Below are 18,938 nucleotides of genomic sequence, written 5' to 3'. Positions count from 1 at the left end.
CGGCCTCGGCACCCGTCCACCTTGCGGGTAGTCCCTATGCGCAGCGCAACGGCCGCGGCGGTGACGGTAGACTTCCATCGTCAGGAACGATCGGGTTGCCGCTTGCAACCCGCGGCGGAGGCAAGATGAAACGTGATGAAGGAGCCCGCTCGGCAAGGGACCGGTATCCCTGCCGATGCCGGACAGTATGACGATGGTTCCTGATCTGGAGATGTCCGGCGGGCGGCCCCGAAGCGGTTTCAGGGCGCGCCTGCACCCGGCCATCGGCCCCGCGCTGTCCTTCGGCGACCAGGCGTTTTGCAGCGTCTGCAATTTTCTGACGACCGTCCTGCTGGCACGCGCGCTCGGTCTGGAAGCCTTCGGGCTCTACACGATGGTCTGGCTCGCGCTGTATCTCGCCATGAGCCTGCAACTCGGCCTGATCGTCAGCCCGATGATGAGCATCGGGTCGAAGGAGGATGGGGCGGAAGCGGCAGCCTATTATACCGTGGTCTTCGTCCATCAGGCCGCCTACGTCACCGTGGCGGCGATCGCGATATTCGCCATCCTGAAGTTCGCCACAGTCGCGACATCGCTCGATGGCGTGGCTCTGCCGGGCGCTGCCACCGGTGCTGCCTACCTGACGCAGGATTTTCTGCGCCGCTACCTGTTCGCGCGTCGCCGCCCGACAGCGGTCCTGTTGATCGACATCGTCAATCAGGCGCTCAAGCTCGGCGCGGTCGCCGTTCTCTGGCATATCGGTCTGATCAGCGTCGCCAATGCACTCTGGGCCGTCGCGATGGCGACCGCTGCCTCGGCGGTCTGTGGCCTGTTCCTATCGGGGCCATTTCTCTGGAAGCGAGACATCTTCTCCGACGTCACGCGCCGGCAGTGGCATTCGGCGCGCTGGCTCGTTCTCACCGGCTCCGTGCAATGGGCGCTCGCCTATAGCGGTCTGCTGGTGACCGCAGGCCTCTTCGGCCCCAAGATCCTCGGCGCTTTACGAGCGGCCCAGAGCCTCCTCGCCATCGTAAGTGTCGTGCGCGAAGCGCTTGAGAACGTCGTTCCGCCGCTCGCCGGCGAGGCCTACGCGACGGCGGGATTGCCAGGTCTCCGGCAGACGCTGGGGCGTGCCATCGGATTCGCCTTGCTGATCGGCACCTCGGCGACGCTCGGCCTCATGCTGTTCGGTCCATGGCTGCTCCATCAGCTCTATGGCGGCGAGATCCTCGAATTCGGCTGGGTTATCGCTTGGTATTCGCTCATCTTCCCGATGACGCTGGTGAATGTGGTTCTGGGCTGCGCGTTCCGGGCACTCGAACGTACGCAACCGCTTTTCCTGGCCACCCTCGCGGCAGCCTGCTTCAACTTGCTCGCGGTCTATCCGGCGGCGCTGATCTTCGGCGTGGCGGGGCTGATCACGGTCGGGCTCGTGTCGGAGCTGGTCATCCTGATCGTCCTGTCGATCCTTGTCGCGCGAACGGCTGGCCTCTTCACCAGTCGCCGGCCGCGCGGGCCCGGCCGCGCCGTGGACGGCGAGGCGGCAACGGTCCCGTCCCTATGATCCCGCTGCCTCCGTCGCAGGTGCATCTCTGGTGCTGCCGCACCGACCTCGGCGAGATGGAGGCGGCAGAACGGCGCCTGGTGCTGTCCGGCCAGGAGCGCGCCCGCGCCGATCGCTTCCGTGTTGCAGATGCCGGCATCGCCTTTGTTGCCGCGCGAAGCTGGCTTCGACGTGTGCTGGCCGCCTATACGCTTGTCCCGCCATCGTGCCTGCGCTTCGAGGAGACGTCTTTCGGCAAGCCGTTTCTCGCCGACGCGGGCAACCGCGCGCCCATCGCGTTCAATCTCAGCCATTCCGGTGAGCTGGCTATCGTCGCGGTGACGGCCGGTCTGGCCGTTGGTGTCGATATCGAGCGCATCCGCCCCGTGCCGCCCGATGTCGCCGCGGGATGCCTGACGCCCGGCGAGGCCGCGGCGCTGGCGGGGCTGGCGCCCGAGCTTCGGGAAGAAGCCTTCATCCGTTGCTGGACGCGCAAGGAAGCCTATCTGAAGGCGATCGGCGCAGGGCTGAATACGCCGCCATCAAGCTTCGCCGTGTCACTCGATCCATCCGAGGCGAGGCTTCTGCATGTCGAAACGGATCTCGGGGAGGCCATGCACTGGCAACTCGCCGACCTGCGGCCGGCGCCGGGCTATTGCGGCGCGTTGGCTGCGCGCCGGCATGGCTGGTCCGCGATCTGGATGGCCCGCCCGGAGCCCGCGCCAGTGGACGGGGGCACCCACGCTATGATGGGACTGGCTGCACTGCATCCATGATGCGCAGCGCCATCGACTGCGAGCCTTCTTCCGAGAAAGCGCCTTCGTGGCCCTCCCCGCGAATGGCGAAGCAGGGGGTGTCGGCCGCGATATGGCTCGCCCAGCCGAGCGTGGGATCGGGCGGCCAGCCTTCTGGGATCGCCTCGCTGCGGAAGAGCAGAACGCGGCCCCGATAATCCGGCAGGACATAGTGCTGGACCAATGTCTCCAGCTCGTCGGTCGTCCGCCAGAAGTCGGCCTCATCGGCCACTTCCTCGGCCGCCCTCCAGAAGAACAGGCGTTTTGCCTGCCGGACGGCGGCGGTCGATTGCAGCCAGAACGACATGCGCGTCGCGAAGTTGCGCGGACCGCCACGCCAGAGCCGACGGGCGAAGCGGCCGGCGCGCCTCAGCCTGAAGCGCGCACGCGCGATATAGGGTTGGCGAAGGAAGTAGCCCGGCGCCCAGCAGTCGATCAGCACGAGCAGATCGACTTCGTGCCCCGCGGCTACGAGCTGCCTCGCCACCTCGAATGCGATCACGCCCGACCGGCAGAAGCCGGCAAGCCGGTATCGGCCGTCGGCCTTGGTCGCGACGATCGCGTTGCAATAGGCGGCTGCCAGCTGCTCGATCGAGGCCGGCGCGGCTCCGTCGAGGGTCGGCTCCGTGAGCTGCAAGGCGACGAAGGGCTGATCGGCCCCGAGCTCGCGAGAAAGCGGGCGGTAGAGGCGCAGATTGTGGGCGGTATGGTTCAGCGCGAACAATGTCGGCTGCGTGCCGGCTTTCTGCAGCCATGTCCGGCGCAGCGCCGAAATGTCGATGGCTGGTGTTGGGAGCGGAACTGCTGCCACGGGCGCCGGCGACGACGCCAGCCGGGCAGCTGGCAACGCAGATGACAAAGGCGCGGCGGGGTCGGCAAGCGCCGCCTCGGCAATGCTCTCGTACTGGGCCACGAGCGCCTTCGCCGTCGCTTCGTCATAGAGGTCGCGGTGATATTCGCAGGTCAGGCGCCAACCCTCCTCCCGCTTCACCAGGATGAAATTGAGATCGTAGAGCGCGCCCGGCAGGGGGGAGGGAATCCCGGACACCTGAAAGCTGTCATTGGCGAGCTCGCCGATGAAGGCGCGCTGGACGATGAAGTTGATCGAAACCGGCGGCCTGCTGGCATCCCCGCTGCCCGGCAGCAAGGGGACGACCTTGTCGAACGGCCATTCGTGGTGATCGACCGCATCCTCGAAGGTGTCGCGCGCCGCCCGGCAGAGGTCGATGAAGGATAGACCGTCCGTGACCTGTGTTCGCAACACCAGCGTGTTGACGAAGGGCCCGACGATCGATTCCAGTTCGACATCGTCGCGAGCCGCCATTTGCGTGCCAAGCCCGATGTCGGAGCTTCCCGTGCGCTCATGCAATAGCGCCAGGAGCACGGCATAGGCGGCCGAGAAGAAAGTGGTGCCTTCGCTGCGCGCCAGCTCGGTGAGCTTCGTCGTCAACGGGCGCGGTAGCAGCCGCGAGAGCGAGGCGCCATTCGCGCTGCGAACGGCGGAGCGCGGACGATCCGGCGGCACCACGACGTCGGGCAGGTCGGCGAGCTGCTTTCGCCAATAGGCTTCCTCCCGTGCGAATTCGCCGCCGGCGAGCCCCTCCCGGCTTGCTTCGGCGAAGTCGGAATACTGTAGCGCGAGATCGCGGAGGGCTGGTTTGCGTCCCCGGCCAAGCGCCTGGTATGCGGCCACGAAGTCCTTGGCGATGATGCCCATCGACCAGCCGTCGCTGACGATATGGTGTGCGACGACGAGGATCACGGCCTCAGCCCGGCTCTGCCGCAACAGTGTCGCCCGCAACAGGGGGGCCTCGTCCAGGGTGAAGCTGGTTCGTGCCTCGATCTGTGCGATGCGGTCGGTCTCCCTGGCCCGGTCAGTCTCCGTCAGCCCTGAAAGGTCGATCTCTGGCAGCTTGAACGGGACATGCTCCGCAATGGCCTGAACAGGGCGGCCATCCTCCACCCTTATCGAGGTTCGAAGACTCTCGTGCCTGTCCAGGATGGCCTGAAACGCGTCCTGCGCGAGGGCTGCCTCCAGATGTCCGCGGATACGCCATTTGACGACGATGTTGAGCGCCGGCGTGCCCGGATCGAGCCGGTCCAGCCGCCAGTATCTCTCCTGCGCCGAAGAACATCTGGCCGTCATCACGATGCGGTCGGGAATGTGAATCTGGACTTCTGGCTCGCGGGTGAAATGGTTTGGCATGGACTCGCTCACCCCTGCTCACGCTGCGATACGGGATTTGGCACATCCGCCTGCGCCGTCTCCCGGGGGCGGCGCCAGGCCCGCTTCCAGAGTGTTGGAGTGGGAGCTACCGGCTCGCTGACGTCACCGACGGGCAGCGCGGCAGCGACGCCGGCAATCGTGCGGTTGCGGAAGAAATCGCGGGCGGAAACCTTCAGCCCTTCGCGGCGTGCGCGCCCCGTGATCTGGAAGATGCTGAGGGAGTCGGCCCCCAGATCGAAGAGATCGTCATCCACGCCGATATCGTCGCGCCGCAGCACTTCGCTCCAGATGCGGATCAGCGTTTCCTCGACGGAGGTGCGCGGTGCGGCCCTGTCCGCCCTCGGCACTACGATCCCTGCGTCGGGAGCCGGCAGCGCCGCACGATCGAGCTTTCCGCTCGGTGTCAGCGGCAGGGCTGGCAGGGCGACCCAGGATGTCGGCACCATATAGTCCGGCAATTCCTGCGCCATGATGGTTCGCAGCTCGGCCGGGGCCCGTTTTTCGGCGGTGGTGATGTAATAGCAGACCAGCCGTGGCTCGTTCGGAACGTCCTCGCGGAGGATCACGGCCGAGACGATGCCGGTCTTGCGGGCAAGGACCGCCTCGATCTCGCCGGGCTCGATGCGGAAACCGCGCAGCTTCACCTGATGATCCAGGCGCCCGAGATGCTGGATGCGGCCGTCGGGAAGATATTTGGCGCGGTCGCCGGTGCGATAGGCCCGCGCGCTTGTAGCGGGATCGATGGGGTTGGGGATGAAGCTCCTGGCCGTGAGCTTCGGATTGCCGGCATAGCCGCGCGCGAGCCCGGCGCCGCCGATCAGCAGCTCACCGGGGATGCCGACGCCGACCGGTTCGTCATTCGCGTCGACGATATAGAACTGCGTGTTGGCGATCGGCAGGCCGATCGTGACGACTTCGTCCGCCGGCACGATGCGGACGACCGAGGACCAGATCGTCGTTTCGGTCGGTCCATACATGTTCCAGAGTTCGCCGCCGCCTTCGAGCAGCTTGCGGGCGAGGTCGAGCGGCAGGGCCTCACCGCCGCACAGCATGCGCAAGCCCGGCCACGAGCGGAAACCGGCTTCCAGCAACAGCCGCCATGTCATCGGCGTCGCCTGCAGCACCGTTGCCTGGCTCCGTTCCAACCGTGCCAGCAGCTCCGTCCCGTCCCGCGCCTCGTCGGCAGTGGCGATGGCGACGCGACCGCCACGGATCAGCGGCAGCAGCAGTTCCAGCGCCGCGATGTCGAAGGTGACGGTGGTGACGGCAAGGATGGTGTCGCTTTCGCCGAAGCCCGGTTCCCGTGCCATCGCGAAAAGCAGGTTCGACAGCGCGCCATGCGTGATCTCGACGCCTTTCGGTGCACCGGTCGAGCCGGAGGTATAGATCACGTAGGCGAGGTGGTCGGAGGCGATCGGCGCCGTCCGGATGCCCATGAGCTTGGGATCGGTCTGGTGAACGTCGATGATCGCGACGCCTTCATCAGGCTCGACGACGGCAGATTCCCCCGGGTTTTCCGTCAGGAGAGCCACGGCCTCCGAGTCCCGCAGGATCCTCTGGATCCGGGCTTTCGGCATGCCCGGATCGAGCGGCACATAGGGGAAGCCGGCCTTCAGCGCGCCGAGCATCGCGGCGACGAGCGCGGGCGAGCGTTCGATCAGCAAACCGACGCGGCTTTCGGGCGTGTCGATCCGGGCCGTAAGCTCGGCGGCGATGCGGTCGGACCAGGCGTTGAGCGCGGCATAGGACAGCTGCTCGTCGCCGCACGACACCGCAATCGCATCGGGACGCTGCCGGGCCTGCAGCTCGAAGGCCCCGATCGTGCCCTCTTCGATCTTGAAGGCGATCTGCGTGTCGTTGAGTTCGGAGACCAGGCGCTGGCGCTCGCCGCCCTCGATCAGAGGCATCGCCGCGATAGCCATGTCGGGATTGGCGACGAAGGCGGCCAGCAATGTGCGGTAGTGCCCGAGCCAGCGATCGATCGTCGCCGCATCAAAGAGATCGGCGCCGTAGCAGCAGTCGATCCGCAGGCCGTCATTGGACTCGACGACATTGAAATAGACATCGAAGGTCGAGAAGGATTTCGGGTTCGGCTGCGCACTGGTTCGCACGCCGGGGCCGAAGTCTAGACTATCGGCCAGGCGCTCGAGATTGAACTGGACCTCGACGAGCGGCAAGCGGCCGTGAACGGGCGGCACGCGGAGTCGCTTGAGCAGGGCACCCAGCGTGCAGCTCTGATGGTCGTAGGCGTCCAGAATGACGCGGCCGACCTTGTCGAGATGGGCGGAGAAGGGCTCAGCCGGGTCGATCCCGCTGCGGATCGGCAGGAAGTTGACGCAGTGCCCGACCGGAGCGGCGCCCTCCAGTAGCGACTGTCCTGCGGCGGGGACGCCGACGACGAGGTCGCGCTGGTCGGAGAGCCTCAGCATCAGAACCTGGAAGGCGGCAAGGAGCGTGGCGAAGAGGGTCCTGCGACGCTGGGCGCCCGCCGCCTTCACATTGCGGTAGAGCTCGGCGTCGATGAAGGCCGTGCGCGTGCCGCCACTGAAGCTGCGCATCGCCTGCCGGGGATGGTCGGTCGGCAGTTCCAGCGGGGCCGGGATGTTCTCGAACACCTTGGCCCAGTAAGTCGCGGATTCCTCCGCGCGCGCATCCTTCCGGATCAATTTCGCATAGTCTGCGAAGGGCATGGCGGGCTGCAGCGCGGCCAAATCCGAGCGATAGACCGCAGCGATCTCGTCCAGCAGGATGTTGGTCGACCAGCCATCGCAGACGATGTGATGCGCCGACAGGACCAGGACGTGCTTCCGCTCGCCCACCCTGACGATCTCGGCTTCCGCCGCGGGGCCTTCCACGAGATCGTAGGGCCGGGCCGCCCGTGCCTCGATCCGGGCGCGCAGGGCGCTCTCGGGGTCGCTTTCATTGCCGAGATCGACGATCGCGACGGGCAGCGCATCGGAGGGTGCGATCCGCATCGTCTCGCCATCGGCGGAGAAGCGCGCATGCAGGATCGCATGCCGGGCCGCGACCTGCCTTACGGCCAATGCGAGGCGGTCCACATCGATATCGCCCTCGAGCGTCAGGCTGACGGATTCGTTGAAGGCGGCGCTGGCCTCCGGCCCCGTCTGGTCCGACAGCCAGATTTCCGCCTGAGCCTCGGTCAGGGGAAGCTCGACTGCGATCGGGATACGCGCGATCTCCGCAGGCAGGCTTGCTTTCGGCAGGTGCATTTCGGCCGCGCCGCCGGGCAGCATCCCGTCCTGCCGCATCAGCCGAAGGCTGTCGCGGAACGCCTGGACGATCGCGGCGACCTCGGCATCCCCGTGCTGCGTGGTCAGGAAGCAGGGATAATGCTCCTGGATGAAGATGCCGCGCGCCCGCAGATGGTAGTGCAGCAGGCTGCCGAGCCGGTGGTCGCGGCCCGGCTCGAAATACATCACGCTGCCATAGCTCTCGATCGGCACGTCCCAGCCGGCCTCGGCGAAGGCGCGCTTCAGCTCCTCGACAAGGTGCTGCATGCGGCTCGTCAGCCCCTCGGCCAGCGCCGCGCCCTGTTCCTTGACGTGCCTCAGCACCGCGACCGTCGCCGCCAGCACGAGCGGATGCCTGACGAAGGTTCCGGCGAAGAAGGTGACGCCGACTTCCGGCACGCTGCCGTCGCCGAAGCGCCAGGCACCGCCGTCGAGCGCATCCATGAAGCGGGGCGTGCCGGCCAGCAGGCCGACGGGCAGGCCGCCGCCCACGACCTTGCCGTAAGTGGCGAGATCCGGTCGGATGCCGAGCAGCGCCTGGACGCCGGCCGGATGCACGCGGAAGCCGGTCACGACCTCGTCGAAGACCAAAGCCGTTCCCGACTGTTCGGTGATCGCGCGCAGCTCCTTGAGGAAGGCGGCCGGGAGGTATCCGGGCTTGCGGCTCTGTACGGGCTCGACCAGGACGGCAGCCAGCTCATGCGCGTGCTCGCGCAGCCAGGCCAGGCTCTCATCCGTGCCGTAATCCAGCACGGTCATGCGGCCAACGGCTTCCGCCGGGATGCCAGGCGCGGCTGGCAGGGAGCGGCGCTGCTCGCCGGCACCGACGCCCCGCACCAGCACCTCGTCGAACTGGCCGTGATAGGCGCCGGAGAAGGCGACGACGCGGTCGCGGCCGGTGACGGTGCGGGCGACCCGCATCGCCGCCATCACGGCTTCCGAGCCGGTATTGCAGAAGGCGACGCGCGCATGGTTGGTCAGCTCGCAGAAGAGCCGGGCGGCCTCATGCGCCAGTGGCGATTGCGGGCCGATGGCGAAGCCTTCTGCGAGCTGTGCCTGGACGGCCTCGACGACGAAATCGGGCGCATGCCCGAAAGCCGTCTGGCCGTAACCGTTGACGAGGTCGATGTAACTGTTGCCGTCGATATCCCAGATATGGGCGCCCTTCGCCCGCGCCGAGACGATCGGATAGACCATCTCCTTCCAGTCCGCCGCGAAGCCGGAGACGGTGCGTGGATCGGCCAGGACCGCGCGGTGCTCGTCCGCGAGCCGCTTCGAGCCCGCCGTCCTGCCGACATAGAGCGCGGTCAGCCGGTCGATATGGGCGCGCTGCCCTTCGCTGAGCGTCTCTCCGCCGGCGCGGATCAACGCCTTGAAGCGCGAGGGGGATGCAGCAACGGGCGCTTCCTTGGCTGCGGCGGGAGGAGCAGCCTGCGGTGGCTGGACCTGTGGGGCCGGCTGTGCCGGCTGGCTCGCCGGGGCCGATGTGTCGATGGCGGGCGCTGTCGGCTGGCCGGTCATGGCCTGCAGCTGGCGTTCCATCAGGCGCGACATCGTGTCGAGCTGCTCGCGCATGAGCGCGTCGAGCCCCGCGCCGCTCGGCCGTTCCGAAGCGATGGCGGGGGCGAGTGGGGCAGCGGCGGGTTGCGCTGCGGCCGGCACAGCCGCCACCTGGACCGCAGGCGCGGGCACGACCGGAGCAGGCTTCGCGACCTCCGGGCGGATTTCCGCGATATGGCGCGTCACGTCGTCGACGCTTGGCAGATCGTCGAGAAGCTGCCGGAAACGGATCTGCACGCCGAACGTCGTCTGCAGGCTCTGGGCGGCCTGGGTCAGCAACAGAGAATCGAAGCCGAGTTCGAGGAAGCTCGCGCCGGTCTCCTCCGCGCCGAAGGCACGTCCCGACAGGTTCTCGAAGACCGCGGCGACCCGGGTGCCGAGTTCCGAGCGGCCCAGGGGAATGTCGGCATCGGCTTGGCGGTACATGGCCGGATCCTGATCGGGTTGGCTTGAGAGCGGGATTGAAACAGCGGCGGCCGGCAGCGCGGCCGGCACGACCGAAGCGTTTCCGGTCGAGGCAGCCGGGGGCTCGACCCAATGTCGGCCGCGCTCGAAAGGATAGGTCGGCAGGGAAACCCGCCTTCGGCCGCCCTCGGTGTGATAGGCGGTCCAATCCGGCGCGGCACCGACGCTCCAGAGGCGCCCGATGGCTGCGGCCAGCATCTCCTCGGCATCGCCCTGCGGCGACGGCAGGCAGGATACGGCGACACGCCCGGCACCTGCCCCTTGCAGTGCAAAGGTCGACAGCGCGGATCCGGGGCCGACCTCGAGCATCGTGGGCGACAGGTTGCGCACCAGCGTGGCAATGCCGTCGGCGAAGCGCACGGGCTCGCGGGCATGCCTCGCCCAGTAGATCGGATCGGTCGCCTGCTCCGCGGTGACCCAATCGCCGGTGACGCCGGAGACATAGGGCAGTTCGGGCGGGTTGAGGCGGATCGCCGCGACAGCCTCGGTGAAAGGTTCGATCAGCGGGTCGAGCATGCCGGAATGGAAGGCGTGCGACGTCTGCAGCCGGCGATGCGTCACGTCACGCTGCGAGAACTCCGCCTCCAGCGCCTCGATCGCTTCGAAGGGGCCGGCGAGCACAGCCATGCCCGGCGCATTGACGGCGGCCACCGAGACGCCGTCCCGCGCCAGGGCTGCGATCTCGGTATCCGGCAGGCGCACGGCCAGCATCGCACCGCCGGGCAGGTCCTGCATCATGCGCCCACGCGTGGCGACGAGAGACAGGGCGTCTTCCAGCGAGAAGACGCCGGCGATGCAGGCGGCCGCGAACTCGCCGACGCTGTGGCCGATCATGGCGGCGGGGCGCAGGCCCCAGCTCATCAGCAGCTGGGACAAGGCATACTCGACCGTGAAGATCGCGGGCTGAGCCATCACGGTCGCCGCGAGGCGCTCCGCATGGGCGCCGCCATTGCTGGGATAGAGCAGACTGCGCAGATCGAGATCGAGCCGGGGCTTCAGGATCTCGCAGCAGAGATCGACCGTTTGCCGGAAGATCGGCTCCCCCGCATAGAGCTCCCGCCCCATCTGCGGATACTGCGCGCCCTGTCCCGGGAACATGAAGACCAGATCGCCCGTGCCGGACACCGCGGCGGCACGCGCCGTATTCTGCTTGCGCAGCGCTTCCGCAGCCCCGCCATGGCTGCTTGCCGCCACCGCGATGCGATGGGCGAAGTGCCGCCGCCCGCTCTGCAGGGTGAAGGCGATGTCGGCGAGGTTCTGCTCGGGATGCGCCTCGATATGATCAGCCAGTCGATCCCGCGCCGCTGCGAGCGCAGCCGTGCTCCGGGCCGAGACGGCCAGGATCTGGTTGCGGCGGGCGGAAGCACGCTCCCCGGTCTCCGGGGCTTGCTCCAGCACGAGATGGACATTGGTGCCGCCGAAACCGAAGGCGCTGACGCCGGCGCGGCGTGTTCCTTCACTGACGGGCCATTCCTGCCGGCGGTCGGCGATGAAGAAGGGGCTGTTCGGCAGATCGAGTGCGGGATTGGGCTCGCTGACATGGAGACTTGCCGGCACCGTTCCGGAGGAGATCGAGAGTGCCGCCTTGATCAGCCCGGTCACGCCAGCAGCCGCGTCGAGATGGCCGACATTGGATTTGACGGAGCCGAGCGCGCAGAAGCCGCGATCCTCGGTCGTCAGGCGGAAGGCGGCAGTGAGCCCTGCGACCTCGATGGGATCGCCCATCGGTGTGCCCGTACCGTGGCATTCGACATAGCCGATGGAGCGCGCGTCGATATCGGCCGCCGCATGGGCCATGGCGATCGCCGCCGCCTGGCCGTCGACGCTCGGCGCCGTGAAGCCGACCTTGGCCGAGCCGTCATTGTTGACGCCGACGCCGCGGATGACGGCGTAGATGTGGTCGGCGTCAGCGACTGCATCCTCCAGCCGCTTCAGCAGCACCATGCCGGCGCCGCTGCCGAAGACGGTGCCGTTGGCGCCGCTGTCGAAGGCACGGCAATGGCCGTCCGTCGACATGATGCCGCCGTCCTGAGCGAGGTAGCCGCGCCGCTGCGGGAAGGTGATCGAAGCGCCGCCCGCCAGCGCCATGTCGCAGCCATGGCTCAGGAGATTCTGCACCGCCTGCGCGACCGCCAGCAGCGAGGTGGAGCAGGCGGATTGCACGGCGACGCAGGGGCCGGTGAGGCCGAGCTTGTAGCCGATGCGGGTTGCCGTGAAATCGGAGGCCGAGCCGACCAGCATCGGTAGATTGCCGACCTGGAAGCCGGAAGTGTACTCGGCAATGGCCGTGCGGTCCTGAAACAGATTGTGCAGCAGATAGGTGCTGGAGGTCGCCCCGGCGAAGACGCCGATGCACTGGCCCGGAGATGCGGGATCGTGGCCGGCGTCTTCCAGCGCCTCCCAGGCGCATTCCAGGAGCAGGCGCTGCTGCGGATCGGTGACGGCCGCCTCGCGCGGCAGCATGCCGAAGAAGGGAGCGTCGAACAGTTCGGGGCCTTCGAGAACGGACCGGACCGGGACATAGTTCGGCAGCGCCCGTGTCGCGGCATCGAAGCTGTCTTCCAGCTCCGCCGGATCGAAGCGGGTGATGGATTCGACGCCATCCAGCAGGTTCTGCCAGAAGGCCGGAACATCCGCCGCTCCGGGGAAGCGTCCGGCCATGCCGATGATCGCGACGGCGTTGCTGGGAAGGCGGTCACTCATCGCGGCTACCTACGGGTGTGGCTTGCGAAGAGGGGGGCACTCCCCGTGAGCGCATCCCGCGCTCGCGGGCTGCGGCGAGACTTCCGAGCACGCCGGAGGCCGCGGGCGTCAGATGCCCGGACAGCGCGCGCAGATTGGGCCGGCGATAGAGATCGATCAGCCCGAGCCCCGCCAGATCGCGAACCAGGCGGCGATGAATCTCGACCAGCAGCAGCGAGTTGCCGCCGAGGTCGAAGAAATTGTCGTCGATGCCGAGATGATCGATCTGGAGGACGTCCGCGACGACCTCGGCAAGCCGGCGTTCGAGCGCGTTGCGTGGCGCGCAGTAGGGGGCGACGCTGTCGGGTCGTGAACGGTTGGGCGGCGGCAATGCCGCGCGGTCGAGCTTGCCGTTCACCGTCAGCGGCAGATGCGGCACGAAGACGAAGGTCCCCGGCACCATGTGATCCGGCAAGGCCTGGGCGAGATGGGCTTTCAGGGCGGATGGCGACGGGCGTTCGCCGCCATTCGCGACGAGGTAGCCGACGAGGCGATCATGCCCGTCATCGGAACGGAGCAGGGCGGCAGCCTGCCCGATCGCAGGATGCGACAGCAGAGCGACCTCGATTTCGCCGAGCTCGACACGGAAGCCCCTGATCTTGACCTGCTGGTCGGCACGGCCGAGATGCTCGTACTCGCCGCCCTCGTTCAGCCGGGCGAGATCGCCGGATCGGTACAGCCGTTCGCCTGGCTTGTGCGGATGCGGCACGAAGCGGCTGGCGGTCAGGTCGGGCCGGTTGAGATAGCCGCGGGCCAGTCCCGCTCCCGCAACGAAGATCTCGCCGACCTCGCCGGCTGGAACCGGCTGCATCGTCTCGCCGTCGAGCAGCAGGATGTCGAGATCGGGAATCGGGTGGCCGATCGGGCTCGCGCGCAGTGCGGTATCCGCGGGCGACATCGGGCGATAGGTGACGTGAACGGTGGTCTCGGTGATCCCGTACATGTTGACGAGATGCGCATGCTCGCCCCGGCGCCTGTACCAGCCGGCCAGCCGCCGCGGATCGAGCGCCTCGCCGCCGAAAATGACGAGCCGCAGCGCCAGCCGGTCCCGACCTGAAAGGTCGTGGTCGGCACGATCGAGCGCGGCGAAGGCCGACGGCGTCTGGTTGAGGACCGTGACTCCGTCATCCGCCAGCAGGCGCAGGAAGGCGACGGGATCGCGTGCCGTAGCTTCCGGCACGATCACCAGCCGGCCGCCATGGAGCAGGGCCCCCCAGATTTCCCAGACCGAGAAGTCGAAGGACACCGAATGGAACAGCGTCCAGACATCGGTCGGTCGGAAACCGAACCAGTGCTGCGTCGCGCTGAAGAGCCGCGTGACGGCGCCGTGTTCGATGGCGACCCCCTTGGGGCGCCCGGTCGAGCCGGAGGTGTAGATCACATAGGCGAGGTCGCTGGCCTCAGCCTTGCGCGCGGGTAGTGCCCTATCCGTCGCCTCGGCATCGCTCTGATCGTGCGGATCGAGCCGCCGCCGGCCCGATGGCAGCCAATCGGCGCAATTCGATGCCGCAACGACGAGCATCGCGTTCGCATCCTCGACCATGAAGGCCAGGCGCTCGCCAGGGTAGGCCGGATCGAGCGGCAGATAGGCGGCGCCGCTCTTGAGGATGGCGAGCATCGCGACGATCAGATCGAGCGAGCGCGGCAGGCAGAGACCCACGATCGCGCCCGGCCCCGCCCCCATGGCGGCCAGCCGGTGGGCGAGCCGATCGGCGCGGCCGTCGAGCTCGGCATAGGTCAGGCTGGTCGACCCGAGGGACAGAGCGACATGACGCGGCTGTGCGGCGACCCTCGCGGCGAACAGGGTGACGAGGGTTGCGTCCCCGAGAGGGCTTGTGACGCCGGCGCTGCTGTCGGGCGATGGCGAGTCCTGTGGGGCGACAGGCCGGCTCGCCGTATCGTTGCGCTCGGCTCCGACGGGCGTTGGCAGGCCGCCACGTCCAGAGGGGCGGCGGGAGGATTTCCTGACGAACATCTTGCTCATGCAGGAAGGCTATGCGTACAGCCCGCGCGACAAAATGGGAGCAGGTGGAGTAACGCCATCTCCCCAAGGATACGGGGCTCAGGCGCGAACGGTTAGCGCTCGACACCCGTAGAATCGGCAGGAATTCCGCAAGCGGGTATTGGGATCGCGCGCGCTTGCTCATTAGGCGGATGCGCACGCTAGGGTTGATGGGCTCGGAGATCGAAGCTTCCGGCGGTTTGGCGCATGCGGCGTCGTCCCGGCCATGTCCGGCGCGGCTGATGTGTCCATGATTTGGGCTATTGCCCACCAAGGGGCGATTCCGATGCAGCTCGGTAGGATGCCCTATTGGCGTACCCACGCTTCGCCGACGACGCTGACGGATCTTGTGCCGTGGCGGCTGGGGACCACGAAATTCCGATCCGGAATGTCCCAGCGCGCCTGCAATGCGTAGCCGAGCGAGCTCCGGGCTTCCGCGAGCTCATCCTCTCCGAAAACGCGATACGGCATCCGCCCTCGACCAAAGGATTCGAGGGTGAAGAAGCCCCCGGATCGGGAGAGTGCGAGCTTGTTGAGGATGATGGTTCGGGGCGCCCGCGCGCACTGCGCCACGATCTGCTTCAGGGAGAGCTCGACATATTGCAGCGAGCCGGAGCAGAGCAGCAGGTCGCACGGCGCCGTTTCGCCGATCGTCTCGTGAAAACTGAGAGCGGATGCCCAGCCGGGCCTTTGACCGACCCCTTCGCGGCACACCGCCGGCACATCGACCACCTGCCACCGAAAGCCGTCCGGATAGGTCAGGTAGCTCGCATAGGCATAGTATTTGACGCCTACATGCCCGCCGAAATCCGTCATCGTTGTGAGTGCGCCGTCCTTGATCAGCCGCTCCATGAAGAACATCACCGGCCAGTCGAACGCCTGGACCTCCTTGAACTTCTCGAGATTGATCTGGACGATCTCGTCGTCGTCGTACTCCGCGCGCGGCCGCCCGGTCAGGAATGCGACTGCCGCGGCCCTCGTCTCGAAGCATCCCCAATGCCGGCCGTAGCCGATGCGAAACAGATCGTTCAGCAGATCCGACCGCCGCGCCTGTTTCAGTACCGGGATGGACCAGATGCTCCCCACGGCCGTTCCTCCGCTTCACTGCTAAAGTCGTCCGATCAGGCTCGCGGCCGGCTCCGCAAAAAGAATGGCCAGGGCAAGCAGAAGCAGAGCCAGGGTCGCCCGCAGGCGGGTCGGCGGCGGTGCGAGGGGATGCGTTTGTCCGGGCGAATGGGTTGTCGGCTGCTCCTCCCGGCTTGCGGTCGGAGCGAGCCGTAGCGGCGCCTGCTTGGCAGAGGCGCCGAAGGCTGCGGTCATCAACTCGATGCCGCCTTTGTCGCCAGCGAGCCAATGCTTGGCGAAGGTCGGGTGGCGGACCGCAGGCAGAGTCGAGGAAGAAGTGCGGCTGCCGCGTTCTTGCTGGGCGGGTCTCGCGGACGTGATCAAAAGTGCCTCCGTTTCACTATGCCGAGCCGTATGTTTCTGCCGCCGGACGGCGGGAAAGATGCGATCTGCCCTTCGTTCCGCTGGATATGCCGGCCCCGTTGGGCAAGGCATTCAAACCCGTCTGCGGCTATCGTCCATGCGAATGGCGTCGTCTTCGCCGAGATAGCTGCCATTCTGGATGCCGATGAGTTCGAGCGGCTCTGCACCGACATTCTCCAACTGATGCGCGGTTTCGAGCGGGATGAAGATGTGCTCGTTCGCGCCGAAATGGCTGACCGTGTCTTCGATGGTCACGGTGGCCGTGCCTCGGACGACAACCCAGTGTTCGGAGCGGAAGCGGTGCTTCTGCAAGAGCAGCCGCCCCTGGGGAGCGACGATGAAGCGCTTGACCTGGAAGCCCTCGCCGGCATCGACGATCTGGTAGGAGCCCCATGCGCAATAGACGCTGGCATGCGTCTCGGCCTGGCTGCAGCCCTTGCTGCGCAGCAACTCGACCACCTGCTTGACCTCGGCCGCACGACCGCGATCGGCGACGAGCACGGCATCGCGGCTGGCGATCACGATGAGATCCTCGACGCCGAGCACCGACGTCATCGGACCATCCGTCGAGACGAAGCAGTTATGGACGTCGAACAGCTCGACATTGCCACGACGGGCGTTGCCGGAGCCGTCGTGATCGCTGAGGGCCCACAATGCATCCCAGTTGCCGACATCCGACCAGCCGCATGATGTCGCGACGACTGCCGCTCTCTCGGTGCGTTCCATGACGGCAAAATCGATGGAGCGCTTCCCGGCTTTGACGAAATCGGCCAGGGCCAGGGCGAGGGCGCCATTCTCCTCCGTCCCGTTCGCAACGGCGTTCTCGACCGCTCTCACGGTTTCCGGCTCGAAGGATCGGTATTCCTCGATGAGGGTGCTGGCGCCGAACAGGAAGTTGCCGGAATTCCAGAGCCAGCCATTCAGCAGGTATTCGGCGGCACGGCGCCCATCGGGCTTTTCGGCGAAGCGTTCGACATGCCGGGCTTCCCCTTCGAGCATCACCCCCGGCTCGATCCAGCCATATTCCGTGCAGGCATGGCTCGCCACGACCCCGAACGTGACGAGGCGCCGTGCTCGTGCAGCGGGAATGCCGTTGGCAACGGCGCGCCGAAACGCCGCCGGGTTTTCGACGACATGGTCCGAGGCGACGACGAGCACGGGCGTGTCGGGTCCCTCCCTGGCCGCGATCATGCAGCCGGCGAGGATGGCCGGGCCGGAGTCCCGCCGCTCGGGTTCGAGCACGATATCGGCCGACGCGTTGATTTCGGCGAGTTGCCTCTCCGCCAGAACGCGGTGGTCGCGATTGGTCAGGATGATCGGCCGATCGAACAGCTTGTTCCGGAGCCGCAGAACCGTGTCCTGAAATGTCGAGCGCTCGCCGAGCAGCATGGCGAATTGCTTCGGCAGGGAATTCCGGGAGGTCGGCCACAGCCTTGTCCCGGCGCCACCACACATGATGATCGGGCGTATCTTGGAATGCATGGGAAGGTCCTCTCGCGGCGTACGCCGCGCGGTGGTCATTCCTGACTGACGAGACCCGTGAGCGGGCGCATGCTTGCCTTGGCTTCGCCGGAGGCACGGTCTTCGGGCGAGCCCGCCTTGGGCGTGATCTGCACGATGTCGCCGGGTTGCAGCGAGGTTCCGAACGTCGCGGCAATCGTCACCGGTACCAGGCCGCCCTGTCTGGTGATCCGGATGTCCCAGTCCCCGGCGGTTCCGCTCCCGCCATTCGCGGCCAGCCTGCGCCGGCGGCTCTCGGCGATCTCCCGCGCGACCGGCACGCTGCGCCCCACCTCCAGGATCTTCAGGCGCGTCTCCTGAAGCTCGAGCACGACGCGGCGCATGAAGGCCGTATCGATGTCTTCCAGCCGCAGCGTCACTTCGCCCAATGCGGTGTCGTTCTTGGCAAGTTCGGCTTTGATGCGGGCGAGCTCGCTGCGCGTGCGGGCGTATTCCCGCTCGCGCTCGACCTGGACGTTGCGCAACCCGTGGCCGGTCGCGGCGAGCTTGTCGTATTCGGTTGATTGTTCGCGAGTGAGTTCGATCTGCCTTCGCGCCAGTTCGGCCTGCTCCGTCAGGGCGGTCTTCTCGGATTGGAGACGAGCCACCTGTTGCCGCAGCAGCTCGCGCCCGCCTTCATGTGCACGTCGTTGGAAGTCCAGGATTTCCTGCTCTCCCGCAGTGATCTGGGCGCTGCCTGTTTCGGCGCCCGGCGAAGGCGGAGCGAGCTGCTTTGTGCCGTCGCGTTCCGCTTCGAGTCGCAGACGCCTTGCCGTCAGGCTCTGGAGTGACGTCTCGAGCAGCCGCTCGCGCTCATCGGCGAGCAGGAGCTCCGATTTGAGGACGGAGATCGATTCGTCTCCCACCCGGTAGCCCCCGGCGAGCGCCACGGCTCCGAGGACGTTGAGTCCGTGCCGGAAAGGGTAGCTGCCGGGCGAGCGGACCTCGCCCATGATGTAGACCGGCTTCAGCTCGGCCACTCGCAGACTGACGACGGCATCGCGGAGATAGCCGTCCATGAGGGCAGTGCGGATCCGCATCTCCGCATCCGGCACCGACAACCCCGCGATCCTGATGCGTCCGGCCAAGGGCATGTTCACGGCGCCCGCCCCGTCGAGCACGAAATCCCCGGAGAGGTCCGACTGGCCGAAGACCGAGACCGTGACCTTGTCGCCGATGGAAAGCGTTTCGACCGCTTCCCGTTCAGCCGCCATGGCCGCGATCGGCAGCAGCAGCGCCACGAGAAGCGGCAACAGGCGGCGCCGGAGGCGGCATTGCCACGACCATTCGGCACGGGCCGGTTTTTCGGAAGCGGGACGCAGTTCCCGGTGACCAGATGAAGGGGACAAGGCAGTTCCACACGGTCCTGCCCGGACGGACCTCGGGA

The 18,938-nt window shown here is 67.2% G+C and carries 8 protein-coding genes; 2 read left to right on the top strand and 6 right to left on the bottom strand.

What is annotated here, in order from left to right; translation table 11 throughout:
• Nucleotides 1–193: 193 nt before the first annotated feature.
• Together AC2FAN_RS08345 and AC2FAN_RS08340 are read left to right on the top strand one after the other, a co-directional pair.
• Nucleotides 194–1,543: a lipopolysaccharide biosynthesis protein gene (locus tag AC2FAN_RS08345; RefSeq protein WP_485173374.1), complete on the top strand. Its 1,350-nt coding sequence runs from the start codon at nucleotides 194–196 to the stop codon at nucleotides 1,541–1,543.
• Nucleotides 1,544–1,599: 56 nt separating this feature from the next.
• The gene (locus AC2FAN_RS08340; RefSeq protein ID WP_485173373.1) at nucleotides 1,600–2,298 is read left to right on the top strand and encodes a 4'-phosphopantetheinyl transferase family protein; all 699 of its coding nucleotides are present in this window, start codon (nucleotides 1,600–1,602) and stop codon (nucleotides 2,296–2,298) included.
• Here the strand turns inward: AC2FAN_RS08340 and AC2FAN_RS08335 are convergent.
• The 6 genes from AC2FAN_RS08335 to AC2FAN_RS08310 all read right to left on the bottom strand — a co-directional run bounded on the left by AC2FAN_RS08335 (nucleotide 2,267) and on the right by AC2FAN_RS08310 (nucleotide 18,792).
• Nucleotides 2,267–4,522 (bottom strand): condensation domain-containing protein, encoded by a 2,256-nt coding sequence (locus AC2FAN_RS08335; protein WP_485173372.1) that lies wholly within the window; start codon nucleotides 4,520–4,522, stop codon nucleotides 2,267–2,269. The two genes, AC2FAN_RS08340 and AC2FAN_RS08335, sit on opposite strands and share 32 nt — an antisense overlap.
• Before the next feature lie 8 nt (nucleotides 4,523–4,530).
• Complete coding sequence (locus AC2FAN_RS08330) at nucleotides 4,531–12,522, bottom strand: hybrid non-ribosomal peptide synthetase/type I polyketide synthase (protein WP_485173371.1); 7,992 nt, start codon at nucleotides 12,520–12,522, stop codon at nucleotides 4,531–4,533.
• The gene (locus AC2FAN_RS08325) at nucleotides 12,515–14,545 is read right to left on the bottom strand and encodes an amino acid adenylation domain-containing protein (protein ID WP_485173370.1); all 2,031 of its coding nucleotides are present in this window, start codon (nucleotides 14,543–14,545) and stop codon (nucleotides 12,515–12,517) included. Before AC2FAN_RS08325 ends, AC2FAN_RS08330 begins: the two co-directional genes overlap by 8 nt.
• Before the next feature lie 324 nt (nucleotides 14,546–14,869).
• Complete coding sequence (locus AC2FAN_RS08320) at nucleotides 14,870–15,649, bottom strand: methyltransferase, TIGR04325 family (protein WP_485173369.1); 780 nt, start codon at nucleotides 15,647–15,649, stop codon at nucleotides 14,870–14,872.
• A 474-nt stretch (nucleotides 15,650–16,123) separates the two neighbouring features.
• Nucleotides 16,124–17,533, bottom strand: coding sequence for a mannose-1-phosphate guanylyltransferase/mannose-6-phosphate isomerase (locus AC2FAN_RS08315; protein ID WP_485173368.1), 1,410 nt, complete (start codon nucleotides 17,531–17,533; stop codon nucleotides 16,124–16,126).
• A gap of 35 nt (nucleotides 17,534–17,568) precedes the next feature.
• Nucleotides 17,569–18,792 (bottom strand): polysaccharide biosynthesis/export family protein, encoded by a 1,224-nt coding sequence (locus AC2FAN_RS08310; RefSeq protein WP_485173367.1) that lies wholly within the window; start codon nucleotides 18,790–18,792, stop codon nucleotides 17,569–17,571.
• Between the last annotated feature and the right edge of the window lie 146 nt (nucleotides 18,793–18,938).

Source organism: Allobosea sp. RIT-PG3_2, assembly GCF_057321085.1.
Note: the sequence above shows the minus strand (reverse complement) of the source record. Positions and strands in the feature narration are given on the sequence as shown.